The organism is Streptomyces sp. NPDC057543, from assembly GCF_042801895.1.
GTDB lineage: Bacteria > Actinomycetota > Actinomycetes > Streptomycetales > Streptomycetaceae > Streptomyces.
This window is the reverse complement of the sequence record NZ_JBHVFF010000035.1, coordinates 1-16,944: the sequence shown is the minus strand read 5'-3', so window position 1 is coordinate 16,944 and position 16,944 is coordinate 1. Positions and strand designations below refer to the sequence as shown.

18 protein-coding genes are annotated in these 16,944 nt (G+C 69.4%); 10 read left to right on the top strand and 8 right to left on the bottom strand.

Annotation, left to right across the window (positions count from 1 at the left end):
- Nucleotides 1–30: 30 nt before the first annotated feature.
- The 3 genes from ACFU8Q_RS09085 to ACFU8Q_RS09075 all read right to left on the bottom strand — a co-directional run bounded on the left by ACFU8Q_RS09085 (nt 31) and on the right by ACFU8Q_RS09075 (nt 1,657).
- Nucleotides 31–165 carry a hypothetical protein gene (locus ACFU8Q_RS09085; protein WP_384450000.1) on the bottom strand — a complete coding sequence of 45 codons (135 nt, stop codon included), beginning with the start codon at nt 163–165 and terminating at the stop codon, nt 31–33.
- Complete coding sequence (locus ACFU8Q_RS09080; RefSeq protein WP_384449997.1) at nt 162–1,106, bottom strand: alpha/beta hydrolase; 945 nt, start codon at nt 1,104–1,106, stop codon at nt 162–164. The genes ACFU8Q_RS09085 and ACFU8Q_RS09080 overlap by 4 nt, the downstream gene beginning before the upstream one ends.
- Nucleotides 1,107–1,186: 80 nt before the next feature.
- The gene (locus tag ACFU8Q_RS09075; protein ID WP_384449995.1) at nt 1,187–1,657 is read right to left on the bottom strand and encodes an ester cyclase; all 471 of its coding nucleotides are present in this window, start codon (nt 1,655–1,657) and stop codon (nt 1,187–1,189) included.
- Nucleotides 1,658–1,961: 304 nt separating this feature from the next.
- Between ACFU8Q_RS09075 and ACFU8Q_RS09070 the strand changes: the two genes are divergently transcribed.
- From ACFU8Q_RS09070 to pheA, 8 genes are read left to right on the top strand one after another with little or no spacing between them, the layout of a single operon-like run.
- Complete coding sequence (locus ACFU8Q_RS09070) at nt 1,962–3,566, top strand: AMP-binding protein (RefSeq protein WP_384449992.1); 1,605 nt, start codon at nt 1,962–1,964, stop codon at nt 3,564–3,566.
- 9 nt (nt 3,567–3,575) lie between these two features.
- A complete protein-coding gene (locus tag ACFU8Q_RS09065) occupies nt 3,576–5,129 on the top strand; it encodes a phenylalanine aminomutase (D-beta-phenylalanine forming) (protein WP_384449989.1) in 1,554 nt (517 codons plus the stop codon).
- 8 nt (nt 5,130–5,137) lie between these two features.
- Nucleotides 5,138–5,545 carry a 3-hydroxyacyl-ACP dehydratase FabZ family protein gene (locus ACFU8Q_RS09060; RefSeq protein ID WP_384449987.1) on the top strand — a complete coding sequence of 136 codons (408 nt, stop codon included), beginning with the start codon at nt 5,138–5,140 and terminating at the stop codon, nt 5,543–5,545.
- Nucleotides 5,538–6,035, top strand: a complete 498-nt coding sequence (locus tag ACFU8Q_RS09055; RefSeq protein WP_384449984.1) for a 3-hydroxyacyl-ACP dehydratase FabZ family protein — start codon at nt 5,538–5,540, stop codon at nt 6,033–6,035. The genes ACFU8Q_RS09060 and ACFU8Q_RS09055 overlap by 8 nt, the downstream gene beginning before the upstream one ends.
- On the top strand, nt 6,032–6,277 hold the full coding sequence (locus tag ACFU8Q_RS09050; protein ID WP_384449981.1) for an acyl carrier protein: 246 nt from the start codon (nt 6,032–6,034) through the stop codon (nt 6,275–6,277). Before ACFU8Q_RS09055 ends, ACFU8Q_RS09050 begins: the two co-directional genes overlap by 4 nt.
- 45 nt (nt 6,278–6,322) lie before the next feature.
- Nucleotides 6,323–6,763, top strand: a complete 441-nt coding sequence (gene aroH, locus ACFU8Q_RS09045; protein WP_384449978.1) for a chorismate mutase — start codon at nt 6,323–6,325, stop codon at nt 6,761–6,763.
- Between the two features lie 11 nt (nt 6,764–6,774).
- A complete protein-coding gene (locus tag ACFU8Q_RS09040) occupies nt 6,775–7,995 on the top strand; it encodes a 3-deoxy-7-phosphoheptulonate synthase (RefSeq protein WP_384450072.1) in 1,221 nt (406 codons plus the stop codon).
- Between the two features lie 26 nt (nt 7,996–8,021).
- Nucleotides 8,022–8,870 carry a prephenate dehydratase gene (pheA, locus tag ACFU8Q_RS09035; protein ID WP_384449975.1) on the top strand — a complete coding sequence of 283 codons (849 nt, stop codon included), beginning with the start codon at nt 8,022–8,024 and terminating at the stop codon, nt 8,868–8,870.
- Between the two features lie 74 nt (nt 8,871–8,944).
- Here the strand turns inward: pheA and ACFU8Q_RS09030 are convergent, their stop codons facing one another.
- The 5 genes from ACFU8Q_RS09030 to ACFU8Q_RS09010 form a co-directional block, all read right to left on the bottom strand.
- The gene (locus ACFU8Q_RS09030) at nt 8,945–10,072 is read right to left on the bottom strand and encodes an FAD-dependent oxidoreductase (RefSeq protein ID WP_384449972.1); all 1,128 of its coding nucleotides are present in this window, start codon (nt 10,070–10,072) and stop codon (nt 8,945–8,947) included.
- A gap of 149 nt (nt 10,073–10,221) precedes the next feature.
- A complete protein-coding gene (gene metK / locus ACFU8Q_RS09025; RefSeq protein ID WP_384449970.1) occupies nt 10,222–11,439 on the bottom strand; it encodes a methionine adenosyltransferase in 1,218 nt (405 codons plus the stop codon).
- Nucleotides 11,440–11,481: 42 nt separating this feature from the next.
- Nucleotides 11,482–12,546, bottom strand: a complete 1,065-nt coding sequence (locus tag ACFU8Q_RS09020) for a methyltransferase (RefSeq protein WP_384449967.1) — start codon at nt 12,544–12,546, stop codon at nt 11,482–11,484.
- Between the two features lie 195 nt (nt 12,547–12,741).
- Nucleotides 12,742–14,748: a BTAD domain-containing putative transcriptional regulator gene (locus ACFU8Q_RS09015; RefSeq protein ID WP_384449964.1), complete on the bottom strand. Its 2,007-nt coding sequence runs from the start codon at nt 14,746–14,748 to the stop codon at nt 12,742–12,744.
- A 342-nt stretch (nt 14,749–15,090) separates the two neighbouring features.
- Nucleotides 15,091–15,240: a hypothetical protein gene (locus tag ACFU8Q_RS09010; protein ID WP_384449961.1), complete on the bottom strand. Its 150-nt coding sequence runs from the start codon at nt 15,238–15,240 to the stop codon at nt 15,091–15,093.
- Here ACFU8Q_RS09010 and ACFU8Q_RS09005 point away from each other — a divergent pair.
- Both ACFU8Q_RS09005 and ACFU8Q_RS09000 read left to right on the top strand, forming a co-directional pair.
- Complete coding sequence (locus ACFU8Q_RS09005) at nt 15,239–16,171, top strand: NADP-dependent oxidoreductase (RefSeq protein ID WP_384449958.1); 933 nt, start codon at nt 15,239–15,241, stop codon at nt 16,169–16,171. The two genes, ACFU8Q_RS09010 and ACFU8Q_RS09005, sit on opposite strands and share 2 nt — an antisense overlap.
- Nucleotides 16,172–16,222: 51 nt before the next feature.
- Nucleotides 16,223–16,903, top strand: coding sequence for an O-methyltransferase (locus tag ACFU8Q_RS09000; RefSeq protein ID WP_384449955.1), 681 nt, complete (start codon nt 16,223–16,225; stop codon nt 16,901–16,903).
- Nucleotides 16,904–16,944 lie beyond the last annotated feature (41 nt).

Genomic DNA, 16,944 nt, shown 5'->3' with positions numbered 1-16,944 from the left:
AAAACCGTCCCACTGGCTACGGGACAACCTCTAGGCGACGAACTTGCCCCGCGCGGTCCATTCGGCGACTGCGCAAGCGGGCCCGCACTCCGGATCGTCGGGATGCGCCACGACGCACAGCGCACGCTGCCAGTCGCCCGGCATCGGTTCGTACGGCTGGGTCATCGTGCCCCTCCGTTGGTCATGTTCCCGCTCCGGGGACGCACGCCGGCCGAGTCGTCCTCGGCGGATTGCAGGCACTCCTCGAAGAAGGCGAGCGCGCGCAGGTGGTAGCTGCGGGCGGCCCGGCCGAGGCTGATGTTGTGGCCCGCGCCGGGCTGGCGCTCGACCCGGACGACGGGTGCCGTGGTCAGCCGGGAGGTCAGATCGGCGACATCCGGCTCCTCGTGCAGCCACCAGGCCTCGTGCTCGGCGAACGTCAGCCGCAGCGGGATGTCGACCCGCGGTGCCAGTTCGTCGAACATCGTCGGCCACAGGGCCACCTCGGCGGCCTCGCGGGCGGGGATGGGGGCGACCAGGGACTCGGCCGCGCGGAACGTACCCGAGGGGTAGAGCCCCAACGGGCCCCAGTTGCGCTCCCACTCCAGGTGGCGGCGCAGGCGCTGCCGTTCGGCCGGCTCGATGCCGTAGCGGTGACCGACACCGGAGGCGTCCAGGGCGAGCAGGCCGGGGGTGCGCGCGACGGTCGTGAGGGCGAGCTTGCCGCCGTAGGAGTGGGCCAGTAGCAGGAACCCCCGCCCGACGGTGTGCCGGTGGGCGAACGCGTCGAGCGCCCCGGACAGGACGGCGGACTGCTCGTCGAGGGTGAGGCCTTCGGGCACCTGCGCCGCGGACCGGCCGTAGCCGGGCCGGTCGAGGGCCAGCACCGTGAAGCCGAGCCGGGCACCCAGCGTGAGCAGGGACAGGTCGGCGTCGGCCTGCCCGTCGAAGTAGCCCGCCCGCATGCCGCCGCCGTGCACGGCGACGATGGTCGCCCGGGGCGGCCGGTCGGGCGGCTCGGCCAGCAGGCCGGACAGGGTGAGGCCCGCGACATCGAGGAGGAGCGGGCGCACCCCGGCCGAGTGGGTCTGCGACGACGTCTTCCGGTCCGTCCTGGACACGCTCATGGGTGGTGGTCCTTGTCGGTCGGCGATGGGCTGAGCCGGCTGCCGGGGTGCCCGGATCCGCGCGCCCCGGCGCTCCGGGCTCAGGCGAGCTGACGGGCGAAGGTGGCCATGTCGAAGTAGAGGGTCTCGTCGATCAGGACATCGCCGTCGAAGTGGAAGAAGACGGCCACGGGGGCCTCGACGGTCTTGCCGCGGTTGGGTATGCCGCGCCAGTCCGCCTCCTGCTTGGCGCGCATCTGAGCCTCCAGGATCACCGCCGTCGGCGTGTGGTGAACGTGGAACAGGTCGTGCTCGGGGTTCGGGAACGCCTTCTGCAGTTCGGCGAAGTAACCCTGTTTGATGGCCTGTTCACCGATGAACGGGCTCTCCTCGTACGCCATGACCCGGTAGACGCCGCCGCGCGGGAACGTGGCGAGCACCCCGTCGATGTCCCAGGCGGACTCGGCGATGGTGTGTTCCGCGACGACCGCCTCGCGCTTCTTGCGCAGCTCGGCGTCGGGCGCCGGAAGATCCGCGCCAGGCAGCTTGAACTCGTGCTCCTCGGTGGACATGCGGGCTCCTTCAGACATCGGCTGGTTCGGTTCGGAGGCGACGCTAGGACGCTTCCCTCGCCTGTCCCTCGCACCCCGCTGGAGCGAGCACCGCCGGTGCGCGAGCGGCGGGCGGCGTGGGGGCTCGTTCCCTTCGGGCAGCTGTCCGTACAAGGGCGCCGACCTGCCTATACACCGCCGCTCAAGACACGCTCCAGTCCCACGCCCATCCCGGTGTCCCAGGGTTGGTGCCAAGGCCCCGAAGCGACACGGCGGCACCGGCGGCTTTGCTCGCCGCCGTCACTCAACTGACAAGGGAGACGCTATGGAACGCCCGCGTCCTTCGGCGGACAACCTCTATCGGCTGCTCATGGGGCCCGCGGCCGTCACTCCGGACAAGCCCGCGGTGGTGGAGGCGGACGAGAGCGGAGTTCTCCACGAGATCTCCTACCGCCGCCTCGACCTTCTGACCCAGGAGTACGCGGCCGTTCTGGACGGCCTCGGCCTCGATGTCGGTGACCGTGTGGTGGTCGAGGCGGACACCTCGGCGGCGGCGGTGGCCATGCTGCTCGCCTGCTCCATGCTGGGCCTGCCGTTCGTGACGGTGAGCCCGCAGACTCCGGACACCCGTCTGCTGTCGATCCTGCGTTCGGTCGAACCCGCACTCCATGCCCGGGCCGACGGCCTCGCGCGCAGGGAGCTGGTGGAAGCGGACGGCAGCGCGCACTTCGGCCCGGGCGGCCTGGTGGTCGAGCGCCCGCCGGCGCGCCGGGTGCGCCGGCGACGGAACGTGCTCGCCACCGACACCGCGTACATCGTCTTCACCTCCGGGTCGACCGGCCGTCCCAAGGGCGTGGTGATGAGCCACCGGGCGATCGTGACGTTCCTGCGCGCGATGCTGGAGGACGGATTGGCCGGACCCGACGACCGGGTGGCCAGCACATCACCGCTCCAGTTCGACTTCGCGCTGTTCGGGATCGGTGTGGCGCTCAGCAGTGGCGCCACCCTCGTCCCGGTGCGGCGGGAGGATCTCGGCTCGCCGCGGCGCATGATCGGTTTCCTGCGCGATGCCGAGGTCAGCCAGGTGCACGGCGTTCCGTCACTGTGGCGTCCGGTCCTGCGCCACGACCCGGACCTGCTCAAGGAGTTGGAGCGTCTGCGCTCGGTCGTCTTCGCGGGAGAGGAGTTCCCGATCCCCGAACTTCGCCGGCTGCAGGAGACGCTTCCCGGCGCCCGCGTCGTCAACGGCTACGGAGCGACGGAGTCGATGGCCGCCTCGTTCACCGAGGTCCCGAATCCGCTGCCGGCCGAGCAGGAACGGCTGTCGATCGGTCACGCCCACGCCGGCGCCGAGATGACCCTCGTGGACCATCGGGGCGAGGTGGTCACCCAGCCGGGCCGGATCGGGGAGATCTACCTGCGCAGCCCGGCGCTGTTCACCGGCTACTGGAACGACCCCGAGGCCACGGCCGCGGTGCTGGTGCCCGACCCGGTCGAGCCGCGGCACGGGCAGAAGGTGCTCCGCACGGGCGACCTGGCCCGCCTGGGCACGGGGGGCGATCTCTCCTTCGTGGGCCGGTCCGACTACCAGGTGCAGATCCGCGGAAACCGGGTGGAGCTGGGCGAGGTGGAGGGCACCCTGACCCGCCTTCCCACCGTGACGGCGGCCGCGGTCACGTTGGTTCCGCGATCGGGGGACCACGTGCTGATGGCGGCCGTCGTCCTCGACCGCCCGGGAGCGCATCTCGACGTCGGTGCGGCACTCGCGTTCTGCGCGCGAGAGCTGCCCACCTACATGGTGCCTCGGTCGATCCACACCTTGCCGGAGCTTCCCCTGACCGAGAACGGCAAGGTCGATCGCGCCTTGCTCACGCAGAAGCTGGCCTCCCCCCGGGGGACATCCGATGTACGACACGCTACGAACGCTTAGGAGCTACACGTGACTTACACCTTGTCCATCGGCCAGCGGGTGCGGCTGACCGACGTCGAGTCGACCGCGGTCTCAGCCGACCCCGTGGCCATCGACGACACGGTTCGCGCACGCGTGGAGGCCTCGCGCCGAACGCTGGAGAAGTTCGTCGCGGAGGAACGGGTCATCTACGGCGTCAACACCAGCATGGGCGGGTTCGTCAACTATCTGGTGCCGGTCTCCATGGCCCGGGAGCTCCAGGAGAATCTGCTCAACGCCGTGGCGACCAACGTGGGCGACCATCTCGACGACACCACGGTCCGCGCGATCATGACGTCCCGCATCGTGTCACTGTCCCGCGGCAACTCGGCCATCTCCCTGACGAACCTGGACAAGCTGATCGCGGTACGCAACTCAGGTGTCGTGCCGTGCGTGCCGGAGAAGGGGTCGCTGGGCACCAGCGGCGACCTCGGGCCGCTGGCCGCGATCGCGCTGGTCTGCATCGGCCAGTGGAAGGCGAGGCTGGACGGTGAGGTCCTCCCGGGTGCCGAGGCGCTGCGACGGGTCGGCATCGAACCGATGGAACTCAGTTTCAAGGAGGGCCTGGCGCTGATCAACGGCACCTCCGGCATGGTGGGTCTGGGCAGCATCAACATCGCGCGGACCCGACGACTGCTGCAGTCGTATCTGCTGGTCTCGGCCCTGTCCGTGGAAGCCCTCGCCGGCAAGACCAAGCCGTTCGACCCGCGGGTCCACGCGCTCAAGCCGCACAAGGGACAGCAGGCCGTCGCCAAGTTCCTGTGGGACACGCTGGCCGACTCCACTCTGGCGGTCGACGAACTCGACACCGAGCACCTTCTCTCGGGCGAGATGGGGGACACCGCGAAGGCGGGATCGCAGTCCATCGAAGACGCCTACTCGATCCGGTGCACACCGCAGATCCTCGGGCCGGTCGTGGACAGCCTCGCCTCGATCGAGCAGGTTGTCGAGGACGAGCTCAACTCGTCCAACGACAACCCGCTGATCGACCCCGACGAGGCCGAGGTGTTCCACAACGGGCACTTCCACGGGCAGTACGTGTCCATGGCGATGGACCATCTGGCGATCGCGCTGACCACGCTGATGAACCTGTCCAACCGCCGCATCGACCGGTATCTCGACAAGAGCAACAGCGAGGGGCTGCCGGCGTTCCTGTGCCAGGAGAACCCGGGCCTGCGCCTGGGACTGATGGGCGGCCAGTTCATGACCGCCTCGCTGACCGCGGAGACCAGGGCGAAGGCCATGCCCATCTCCATCCAGTCGTTGAGTTCGACCGGGGACTTCCAGGACATCGTGTCCTTCGGCTTCGTCGCGGCCAGGCGCGCCGCGGAGGTCCTGGACAACGTCGCGCATGTGGTCGCCTTCGAGCTGCTGTGCGCGTGCCAGGCCGTCGACATCCGGGGCACGGAGGGCCTGTCGCCCGCGACCCGGCGGCTCTACGAGCAGACGCGTGAGGTGGTCCCCTACCTCGACCACGACATAACGATCACCGATTACGTGGAAGAGCTCGCGCAGCGCCTCGTCGTCGAGCCGGGCCTGGGCTGAGAAGCGCCGTGCCCGCCTCGTCCCGAACAGCGAAGGTGTTCGACGCACTGCACCGCCCACCGCAGACCGAGCAGACCCCCGAGGGCACCCGGGTCACGGTGCGGCTGCCCGTGGAGCGGGCGACCACGCAGATGGCCGGCCATTATCCGGGCTTCCCGATCCTGCCGGGGGTTCTCTTGATCGACTGTGTGCGCCAGGCAGCCGGTTCCGCCCTCGGTGCCGAGCTTCGGCTGTGCAGTATCGACCGCGCTCGCTTCGCCCGCCCGTTGCTTCCGGGCGACGAACTGGAACTCTCCCTGCTGGTGACTCCCGAGACGAACAGCCGGGTCGGAGTCCGGGCTCGAGGCGCGCGTGCCGATGGCCAGATGGCGGCGGAGCTGTCCGTCACGCTCGAACCGGTGGTGGCCGATGCTTGACCACAGCCAGGTGCGCGGTCGGCTCCGCCAGCGCCCTCCCATGCTCCTGCTCGACACGGTGCGGGAGTTCTCGCCGCCCGCCTCGCTCGTCGCCACCAAGGCGATCACCGGTGGGGAGGACTGCTACCGGGACATGGCGGACGGAACCGGCATCGACGGCTTCGCCTATCCGTCGGTGCTCCTGCTCGAATCGTTCGGCCAGGCCGTGTCCCTCCTGTGGTCGCTCGCCGGGCTCGGCCCGCCGGACGAGGTCCCGCTGATGGTCGGCATCCGCGACCTGGCCTACGCCGCGCCGGCCGTGCCCGGCGATGTCCTGGAACACCACGTACAGCTCAGCCACCATTCCGGCGCGGTCGGTGAGTTCACCGGTGAGACACGGACAGCCGACCGAACGGTCCTCACCGTGGGCTCGATCCTCGTCGTCTCGCGCCCTTCCTCAAGCCTGCTCCCCACCACACCGGCACCGCATCAAGAGAAGGACGGCAGATGAACGACACCGACAACTCGATCTCAAGAGTCCGCGCGATCGTGGCGGAGATCCTGGCGCTGAGTCCGGACGAGATCGACGACAGCGCGGACCTCTTCAACCAATACCAGGCCGACTCGCTCAACCTCATCGAGATCGTCGCGCAGGTGGAGAAGCAGTACCAGGTGGTGCTGCCCCTGGACGAACTGCCGCAGGCGCGCACCATCACCGCCTTGTACGACCTGCTGACCCGGCAGGCGGCCTGATCACCTGGCCGTATCGGCCCTTTCCGGAGACACAGGAGCCAGCCAGTGACGACCCCGACCAGCCAGGCGTTCGAGCCAGGCGCTCTCGCCGTGCGTGCCGTGCGCGGTGCCACGCAGGTCGCCTCCGACGACCCCGCGCTCATCGAACAGGCCACCAGCGAACTCCTCGGCGAGATCCTGCGGCGCAACGACCTGAGCGATGCGGACCTGATCAGCATCGTCTTCACCACCACCCACGACCTGCGCTCCGCCTTCCCGGCGGCCGCGGCCAGGAAGCTGGGCCTGACCGATGTACCGCTGTTGTGCACCGCCGAGATCGCGGTCCCGGGCTCCCTGCATCGTGTCATCCGGATTCTGGCGCATGTGCACAGCCCGCGGCCCCGCGACGCCATGCACCACGTCTATCTCGGTGCCGCGGCGGCGCTGCGCCCCGACCTGAGTGCCCCGCCCCCGGGAACTGACTCCCCTCTGCCCCAAGGAGCATGACCATGTCCGCGATGCCTCTCGCATCACCCGTTCGTGACCGCGATCTCCGGCCGCCGGCGGCCACCGGCGTCGCCCCGGGCCGGCTCGTCGCTCCGGAACAGCAACCCGTGTGGGCAGACCCGGGGCGCGCGGCCGACGTGCGGGCCGAACTCGCCGCCCGGCCCGGCCTGGTGGGCTGGGAGGAGGTGCAGATGCTCCGCATGCTGATGGCCGAGGCGGCCGGCGGCACCTACCAGATCATCCAGGCCGGGGACTGCGCGGAGGACCCTGCCGAGTGCGGACCGCAGGCGGTGAACCGCAAGATCGGTCTGATCGACGCGCTGGCGGGTGTCATGAAGATCAACACCGGCAGGCCGGTCATCCGGATCGGCCGCATAGCCGGACAGTTCGCCAAGCCGCGCAGCTCCCCCACCGAGGTCGTCGACGGGCGGGAACTGCCGGTCTACCGCGGTCATCTGGTCAACGGACCCGCCGCCACACCCGAGGAGCGCCGCGCCGACCCCGAGCGCATGCTCGCCTGCTACGCGGCAGCGGACCGGGCCACCACACTGCTGCGCCAGCGCACTGGCGCCTGGATGCCGCCGACCGGAGCACCTGTGTGGACCAGTCACGAGGCGCTGGTCCTGGACTACGAGCGGCCGTTGCTGCGCCGCACGGCGGGCGGTCAGAGCTACCTGGCCTCCACCCACCTGCCCTGGATCGGCGAACGCACCCGGGATCCGGAGGGCTCCCACGTCAGGCTGCTCGCTCAGGTCGCCAACCCCGTTGCCTGCAAAGTCGGTCCCACCATGCCCCCCGCGGAACTGGTGGATCTGTGCACCAGGCTCGATCCGGGCAGGGAGCCCGGCCGTCTCACGCTGATCGCACGCATGGGAGTCGACCAGGTCGCCGCACGGCTACCGGCGCTGGTCACGGCGGTGCGCGAGGCCGGGCATCCGGTGTCCTGGCTGTGTGACCCGATGCACGGCAACACGATCAAGACGCCCACCGGGCTGAAGACCCGGTCGGTGCAGACCATCATCGAAGAGGTGGTGGCCTTCCAGCAGGCGGTCGCCGGAGCAGGTGGGATCGCGGCCGGCCTCCACCTCGAGACCACGCCCGACGACGTGACCGAATGCGTCTGGAGCCAGGTCCAGTCGGCCGACGTCGGCAGGCGCTACACCACGCTGTGCGACCCACGGCTCAACCCCCGACAGGCCGTCGCCGTCGCCGGGGCCTGGAGTGCCGTCTGACCGGTCGAGCCCGGAGGTATCCCCTGATGTCCATCGCCTATCTGGGCCCGCCCGGCTCGTTCACCGAAGCAGCTCTGAGCGGGCTGGACGTACCGCGCGACTCTGCGGTGCCGTGTCCGACGGTCCGACAGACGCTCGACGCCGTTCGCCGCGGCGAGGCAACGGCCGGCGTCATCCCGTGGGAGAACTCGGTCGAAGGGTCCGTCACCGAGTCCGTCGACGCGCTCGCCGCCGGAAGGGACCTGTGCATCGTCGGCGAGACGCTGCTGCGGGTGGAATTCGCGCTCGCCGTCCCCCCGGCCGGCGCCCTCGCCTCCATCCGGCAGGTGCTGACGCATCCCGTCGCGCACGCGCAGTGCCGCACCTGGCTCAACGACAACCTGCCGAGCGCCGACGTGGTCACCGCGGCCTCCACCGCACAGGCCGCCCGAGAGGTCGGCACCGCAGCCGTGCCCGGTCGTGCCGCCATCGCCGCACCGAACACACTCCGGCGCTACGGGCTGGACATCGTCGCGTCCGACATCGGAGACAGGCAGGACGCGGTGACCCGCTTCGTGAAGGTCGCCCGGCCCATGGTGGGCTCACTGCCCACCGGCGTCGACCGCACCAGCCTGGTCGTGCCGCTGGCCGACAAGATGCAGCAACTGCACGCGGTGCTCGAGGAGTTCACCCGCTCCTCTGTACCCCTGACAGCCGTGCTGTCCCGGCCCGGCGGCTTTGGCCTCGGCACCTATTCCTTCCTCCTGGAATGCGAGGGACACGTGGACGACCCCTCCGTCGGCCTCGTCGTCGCCGCCCTCGCCCAGCGCCACGCCGCGTTCGTCCTCGGCAGTTACCCCCGCGCCGATCTTGGCCGATTGGCTGTCTCGACATGAACATCCATGCTGCGAGCGCCGGTTGGTCCGGTGTTGCTCCCCAGGTGAACTCCGTCCGGCCGGGCCGAGCGACCTCAGACCGGCTCGACGAGCCTGGCCAGCGCACGTTCCACGACGGCTGTCTGGGCCTCCGGTGGTGCCTGCTCCTGTTCGAGCCTGCCTATTTCGATGGAGCTCTCGACGACGAACCGGCACCGCTGCTCATGCCGGACGGAGAATGCCTCGAACGTCGCGGGGACCGCGCCGTGGTGGGCGAGTTCCTCGGCGAGCACCAACGCGTCCTCGACCGCGATGCCGGCGCCCGAGGCCAGCTGCGGGGTGGTGGGATGGGCGGCGTCACCGATGAGGATCACCCGCCCGCGGTGCCATGGACCGGGCAGGCGGAACGACTCCAGCGGGCGGTACGCGATCACGGTGTCCTCGCGGATCGACTCCCGGAACGTCCGTACGTGTCCGCCGTACGGCTTCAGCAGGTCGGCGAGGCCGCCCGGCAGCTCGTGAGGTTCACGGATCTTCCGCGGCGTCCGCTCGACCACGAACATGTACATCTGCGTTGCCGAGACCGGTGTCCAGCCGACCTTGACCTCTCCGCCGAGAAAGTAGTGCCGGCGGTCGACTCCCGGCGGTCGCGGTACGAACATGCGCCACACGCTCTGGCCCGTGTATTCCGGTTCCGGGGCGGCGGGGAAGACCTGATGGCGGGTCCGCGAGTAGATCCCGTCCGCTCCGATCACCATGTCGTAGCGGCCCGCGGTGCCGTCGCTGAAGGTGACATCGACGCCGGCCGTGTCCTGCGCGATCTCCACGACGGACATGCCGAAGCGCGGACGCACACCACTGGCGAGCACCTGCGAGGAGAGGATCCTGTACAGCGCCGGCCGGCCGATGCCGCCGGAGCCGCACACCCCGGCCTCCGGCGGCATCGGCGTCGGGATGTCCCGGATGTACGTGCCGTCGACCCCGCACACCCGGATGCCCTCGCCCACATATCCCTGCGCGGCGACCGCGTCGTACACGCCGAGCTGCCGGAGCGCCCGCAGCGTCGGCCCGGTGATCGTGAGTCCGGCACCGACCACCGTCCAGTCGGGCTCGATGTCGATCAGATCGACCGCCACCCCGGTGCGTCGCAAGGCGATGGTTGCCGACATGCCAGCGATCCCGGCACCCACTATCAGCACGCGGCCCGCCTGCTGCGACGTCATCGTGATCCTCCGTTCGTTCGCGATGGACGGCTCGGGTGCGGTCCAAGGTCGTGTCGTCGGCCGCCACCAGCCGGTCGGTCGAAGTGGTGCGCGGCGGGGGAACCGCGCACCACTGGCTTGTCGCGCCAGGTCCTGGCGGCACGTTGCTGTCAGCCCGTTTCCACGGCCTTGCGCAGGGCATCGGCGCGGTCGGTCCGCTCCCAGGTGAAGTCCGGGAGCTCACGGCCGAAGTGGCCGTAGGCCGCGGTCCGGGCGTAGATCGGGCGCAGCAGGTCGAGGTCGCGGATGATGGCGGCCGGGCGCAGGTCGAAGACCTCGGTGATGGCCTGGGAGATCTTCTCCTCCTCGACCGTGCTGGTGCCGAAGGTCTCCACGAACAGACCCACCGGCTCGGCCTTGCCGATCGCGTACGCGACCTGCACCTCGCAGCGCGCGGCGAGACCGGCCGCCACGACGTTCTTGGCCACCCAGCGCATGGCGTACGCGGCCGAACGGTCCACCTTGGACGGGTCCTTGCCGGAGAAGGCGCCACCGCCGTGGCGGGCCATGCCGCCGTACGTGTCGATGATGATCTTCCGGCCGGTGAGACCCGCGTCGCCCATCGGGCCGCCGATCTCGAACCGCCCTGTGGGGTTGACCAGCAGGCGGTAGCCGTTCGTGTCGAGCTTGATGTCGTCCTCGGCCAGTTGGGCGAGTACGTGCTCGACGACGTGCGTGCGGATGTCGGTGCCGAGCAGCGAGTCCAGATCGATGTTGCTCGCGTGTTGCGAGGAGACCACCACCGTGTCCAGGCGGACCGGCCGGCTCCCCCGGTACTCGATGGTGACCTGAGTCTTGCCGTCCGGTCTCAGGTAGGGAACGGTGCCGTCCTTGCGGACCTGCGACAGGCGCAGCGAGAGACGGTGGGCGAGCTCGATCGGCAGCGGCATCAGACTGGGGGTCTCGTCGGTCGCGTACCCGAACATCAGGCCCTGGTCGCCGGCGCCCTGGCGGGCGAGTTCGTCGTCCTCGGTGGCACCCTCGCCCCGCGACTCGTACGCCATGTCGACGCCCTGCGCGATGTCCGGGGACTGCGCGCCGATCGACACCGACACTCCGCAGGAGTTGCCGTCGAAGCCCTTGGCGGAGGAGTCGTAGCCGATGTCGAGAATCTTCGCCCGGACCAGATCGGCGATGTCCGCATAGGCGGAGGTCGCCACCTCTCCGGCGATGTGCACCTGACCGGTGGTGATCAGGGTTTCGACCGCCACGCGCGAGGCGGGATCCTGGCGCAGCAGCGCGTCGAGGATGGTGTCGCTGATCTGGTCGGCGATTTTGTCAGGATGCCCCTCGGTCACGGATTCCGAGGTGAACAGGCGGCTGGACATGGCCCTCCCAAGTGGTGTGGACAAGGAGCCCGAAGCGAGTGGTCAGCCGTTCTTCGTTGCGCTCAAAATGCCCTGCAGCGGTAGTGCGTCCGGCGGCAGTTCCGCCGGGTCCTGGGAAATCTCCCTCGTGACCGTGAACCCCGCCTCTTCCAGCCAGCTCCGGAACGTCGACAGCTTCTGGGGGCCGCCCTGCCCCGTGGCGCAGCCGAGGAAGAAGGACGGGTAGTAGTCGACGCTCCAGGATTCCTTGATGTTCTCGGCATATATCGGCACCAGGATGTTGACCTGCCCGCCCACCTCGAGCGACTCGTGGACGCCGTTGAGGATCTTGAGCACGTCATCCTTGTCGAACATGTTCAGGAAGTGCTTGATCAGTACGACGTCAAAGCCCTTGGGGACGCCCTGGAACACGTCTCCGCCGATGAACGACGACGTACCGTCCACGCCGTGCTCCCGGAAATTCCGTAGACATTCCTCGCGCTTGTCCGGCAGGTCGAACGTGGTCACCCGCAGTCCGGACGAGCCCTTGAACTTGTGGGTGTGAATCGCGCCGAGACCGGTGTGTCCTGCCAGGTCGAGCACTTGCGAGCCGGCCGGGATGTCGATGTTGTCGAAGAACCAGGGGTCGATACGCTCGGTGACCGAATCCATCAACCGCGACCAGGAGTCGCGCAGATCCGCGTGCACGCCCATCGCGGCGTACAAGTCCCCCTCGAATCCGTAGAGTTCCTTCAGCCCGACGATGGTGCCGGTCCGCACGCTGTCGGTGAGGTAGTAGAGCTGCCTGAGCGTGGTGACCTTGATCTTGTCCATGAAGGCGAGCACCCGGTGGAGGTCGACGTCGGCCACGTCCGCGAGTGCGTCCAGGGCGTACGTTCCGGACGTCTCGTCGTGTGCGACGAAGCCCTCCTTGACCGGAAGGTTCAGGAGCTGTTCCACCGCATCCGGCTTGGCCCCGACGGCGGCGCCGAGCTCGGCCGCGGTCATGCCGGGGTTCTCCCGGAGCGCGTCGATGAGGCCGAGTTCGAAGCAGGACAGCAGGTTCATGAACCGTGCGGGTCCCACCATGTACTCGCGGAAACGGGCGAGCGTGGCTTCTGCAGTCATGGAACATTCCCTTCAAGTCGCGCAAAGTCGATGCCTTGTCGCGGCTGCCTTGCCTCAGCATCGGCCATGCGACTTGGCTGGAGCTTTTCAACGGGTTGTCGCCGACTTGGCGTCCGTTGCTCGACGCCCCGCCCGCGACGGCCACCGGTGGCCATCACCCTCGTTGTTCCGCCGGCTGGTCCAGGCCCGGCGGACTCATGTCCTCGGGGCGGTCGCGGCGGGGGCCGGTCCGGCAGCCGCCCGCTCGGTCGCCCAGGCACGGCCGGCGGCCGCTTCGATCCGCAGATGCAGACGTCCCCGGCGCATCCGTCCCGTGGTCTCGTACAGTGCCTCCGCCACCAAGGCGTCGGTGAAGCGGAACCAGCCGAGTCGTTGCTTGTCCTCATCGATCAGGCCCGCCGCGATCGCGCTGTCGAGCACCGCGAGCGCCGTGTCGATCTCGATCGACGCCACGTCGGCGACGACCTCGACGTCGAAGTGCCGGCCGGCGACGGCGGCCACGGCAAGCAGCTCGGCCGCGGGTTCCGGGAGCCGTTCGACGCGGTGCAGCACCAGCTCACGGACGGGGGCCGGGACCGGCGCCGTGTGGGGTTCGTCCAGGCGCTGCTCGCCCGCCAGCAGTTTGATCATTTCGCGCAGGAAGAACGGGTTGCCCCCGGACCTGGCGCATAGCCCTTCGACTGTGCGACTGCTGACTTCGCTGCCGACGATGGCGCTGGCCAGGACCCGGGTGTCCCGGGGAGTCAGCCCCCGCAGCTCCATCCGCGTCGGTTCCGCACCGGACAGCGCCGCCAGGGTCCCGGCCAGGATCGGCGCCTCGTCCGAGCGATAGGACGCGATCAGGAGGAGCCGGCTCCTGGGCACGGATTCCGCCAGGTGAACCAGCATCCGCAGGGAGGCCGGGTCGGCTCGGTGCACGTGGTCGAGCATCACCACCAGCGCTCCGGTCCTGGACAGACCGGTCAGGTACCGGCCGATGGCGTCGAACAGCCGCGGGTTGCCATCCGCCGCCTCGATGCCGACCGTCGGCTGCTGGGCGGCCCCGTTCAGCAGCTCGGCCACCGGTCCCGGTGCCGGGCGGTGCGGGAAGGCGGCGTCGGCCGCACGCAGCACCTGCTCCCACAGCGAGAGCGGCGGTGCGGTGATGTGCTCGGCGCAGGTACCCCAGAACACCGGCACGCCCGACCGCTCGGCGAACCGCCGCAGCAGGCTGGTCTTTCCGGCCCCCGGTTCCCCGGACACCATCACCACCTGCCCCCGGCAGGCCTCCGCCGCGGCCAGTGCCTCGGTCAGTTGCCGGACCGCTGCCTCACGACCGACGAAGACGTCCTCGGCGGTGTCGTCCGTCGGCGGTGACGGGGCGGCCGCGTGCGGCGAGAGCGAACCCCCGGCCCCGACGGCTGCCGACCGCGTTGGAAGGGCTGATGCCGGCTGCCAGTCCAGAGCCGGATCCTGGTTCAGGATCTGCTGCCTCATGTGTTGCAACCGCAGGGTGGGATCGACGCCCAACTCCTCGGACAGGCTCGCTTGGACGGTCCTCAGCACTTCCAGTGCGTCGGCCTGCCGACCTGCCCGGTACAAGGCCAGACTCAGCAGCTCGCAGCCGTACTCGCGCAACGGGTTGGACTTGACGAAAGCCCTCAGTTCGGCCACGGCCACTTCGTGGGCTCCCAGGGCCAGCAGCGCCGCGCACCGCATCTCGACGACGGACAGCCGCACCTCCTCGAGTCGCGCCACCTCCGGCACGACACAAGGGACACCGCTCACCTCCGCGAAGGGCTGCCCTCGCCACAACGCCAGTCCCGCATCGAACTCGTGCAACGCCTGCCGCGGATCCTGTCGGTCCCGCGCCTGCCTGCCCGCCTCGGCGTGCGCGACGAACCTGTGCACGTCGACATCGACTGCCCCGGCGTCCAGCACGTAGCCCCGGGCACACGTACGCAGGACCGTCGCCTGTGTTCTCGGCGCACGGCCCGGTTCCAGGACCTTGCGCAATTTGGCCACATACGCCTGCAGTGACGTCATCGCCGACGGCGGCGGATTCCCTTCCCAGAGGGCTTCGAGAATGACGTCTGTTGTCACCGTCCGGCCGGCCTGGCTCACCAGCAGGGCGAGGAGCGTGCGTTGCTTGGGTGCCCCCAGATCCACCATCCGGCCGGATACCGACGCCTCCACCGGGCCCAGCGCATGGAATTCCGCCATGGTCCGGCGACCGGCCCGTGCGCCTGTGAGCGATATCTCGGTCACCGTACAGAGCCCGAACGCTGCGAGGTTCCGACGAGCATTGTGTTCGTCATGATGAGCCCTTCCGGATAGCCGTATACCGGGTTCTGCACAGCAACGCAGGCCAGAAAGCGTCTTGTTGCCCGTTGCCACCCCGGATATCAGGGATCGTTGGCCGACGCTACGGACACCGGTTCAAAAGTCGCTTGAGCGCTCCTCGAAATGCGCTCGGATGCCGCTGATTCATCTGGTCGGCGCCGTGGTTCGGATGCTAATAAGTGGAGGGTGCTCAGCGATCCAGTGAGCGCCCGGTTCGAATCGTCACGCATTCCGGTCCCGCAACGCGCCCTTGCCCCGGGACGTCCGGCTCGCATGACGTTTTCGGGGGCTGCGGAACAAGGCCGGGCCGTCATGGGCGACGCCGTCGGCGAGCTGCTCGAGTTCGAACAATGATGAAGAGAGGCTGATCATGAAGGCAGTGCGTTTCCATTCCTATGGCGACTCCGACGCTCTGGTCCACGAAGAGGCGGACCGTCCCCGGGCCGGTGCGGGCCAGGTCGTGCTGCGGGTCGCCGGCGCGGGGGTGAACCCCGTTGACGCCTCGCTCCGTGCGGGTTTCGTCAGGGAGGTGTTCAAACTGGCTCTGCCGCACGTGCCGTGCTACGACGTCGCAGGTGTCATCACCGAGGTCGGCGACGGTGTGAGCGACTGGAGTGTGGGCGACGCGGTGGTGGCATGGCTGCCGATCGACGGGCCCGGCGCTGCCGCCGAGTACGCCGTGGCACCCGCAAAGACGCTGACGGCCGCTCCGCGTACGGGGGACCTGTCCGACGCAGCGGCACTGCCGTCCGTCGGACTGACCGCCTGGCAGGCGCTTTTCGAGCACGTCGGACTGACAGCGGGCCAGACCGTCCTCATCAACGGCGCCGGCGGCGCGGTGGGCGGGTACGCCGTCCAGCTCGCGGCACAGGCCGGCGCGTCGGTGACCGCGACCGCCGGCGCCGGCAGCCGTGACCGCGTCCGGTCCTACGGGGCCGAGCGGATCATCGACTACACCGCCACTCCGCTCCAGGAGGCGGTGGCCGGCGAGCAGTTCGACGTGGTGCTGAACCTGGTGTTCCTCGCCCCGGCAGAGCTCACGCAGCTGGTGGATCTGGTCGTCGACGGCGGCGCCTTCGCCAACACCGTTCCCCCGGGCCTGGCGCACACCGAGCGCGGGGTGCGGAACCTGCAGGTCTTCGGGCGCAGCGACGCGGGACAACTCGCCGAACTGGTCGCCCGGGTCGACGCCGGTGACCTGGAGATCCATGTGGCCCAGCGGCGACCCCTGACCGAGCTGCGCGCTGTTCACGAGGAGCTCGCCGCCCAGAAGCTGCCCGGCAAGACCGTCCTGATCCCCTGAACCGGTGGCTCGGCGACCGCCGCAGCCACAAGAACAAGGAGCATTGTGCCCATGTCTTCGACGTTGGAATCGGACGCTGTCGCATCAACTCTGAACCGGCTGCTGACAGCCGAGGACAAGCAGGATCTGGCGGCCGAATGGGCGGCGGCCGGCGTGGATCTGGGCGGTGACTTTCCCGTCGGGATGAGCGCCGCCGAGATGGCGGAACGCACGAAGGACATCATCATGTCCGTGTCCAGGGAGGGCGGGCGACTGCTCTACCTGCTCACCAGGGCCGTCAAGGCACGGACCGTCGTCGAGTTCGGCACCTCCTTCGGGATCTCGACGCTCTATCTGGCGGCCGCGGTGCGCGACAACGACGGCGGTCAGGTGATCACGACCGAGCTGCAGCAGGACAAGGCACGACGGGCGACGGAGAATTTCGCCGCCGCAGGGCTCGGCGATCTCGTCGACCTGCGGCTCGGTGACGCCCGGGAGACACTGCGGGAACTGCCCGAGCCGGTCGATCTGTTGCTGCTCGACGGATGGCTCGATCTCCGGCTCCCCATACTCCAGATCGTGGAACCCCGGCTGCGGCCGGGCGCCCTGGTGGTTGTCGATGACGTCGACCTCGACATCGGCCGCGGAGTCTACGAGGAGTTCCGCGACTACATCAACGACCCGGCCAACGGATACCTCTCCATAACGCTCCCGGTCCACCAGGGAGTTCAGCTGGCGCTCAAGCTCGGCTGACGCATGAAGCAGCCGGCCGCGGCCAGCACACCGTGCAAGGT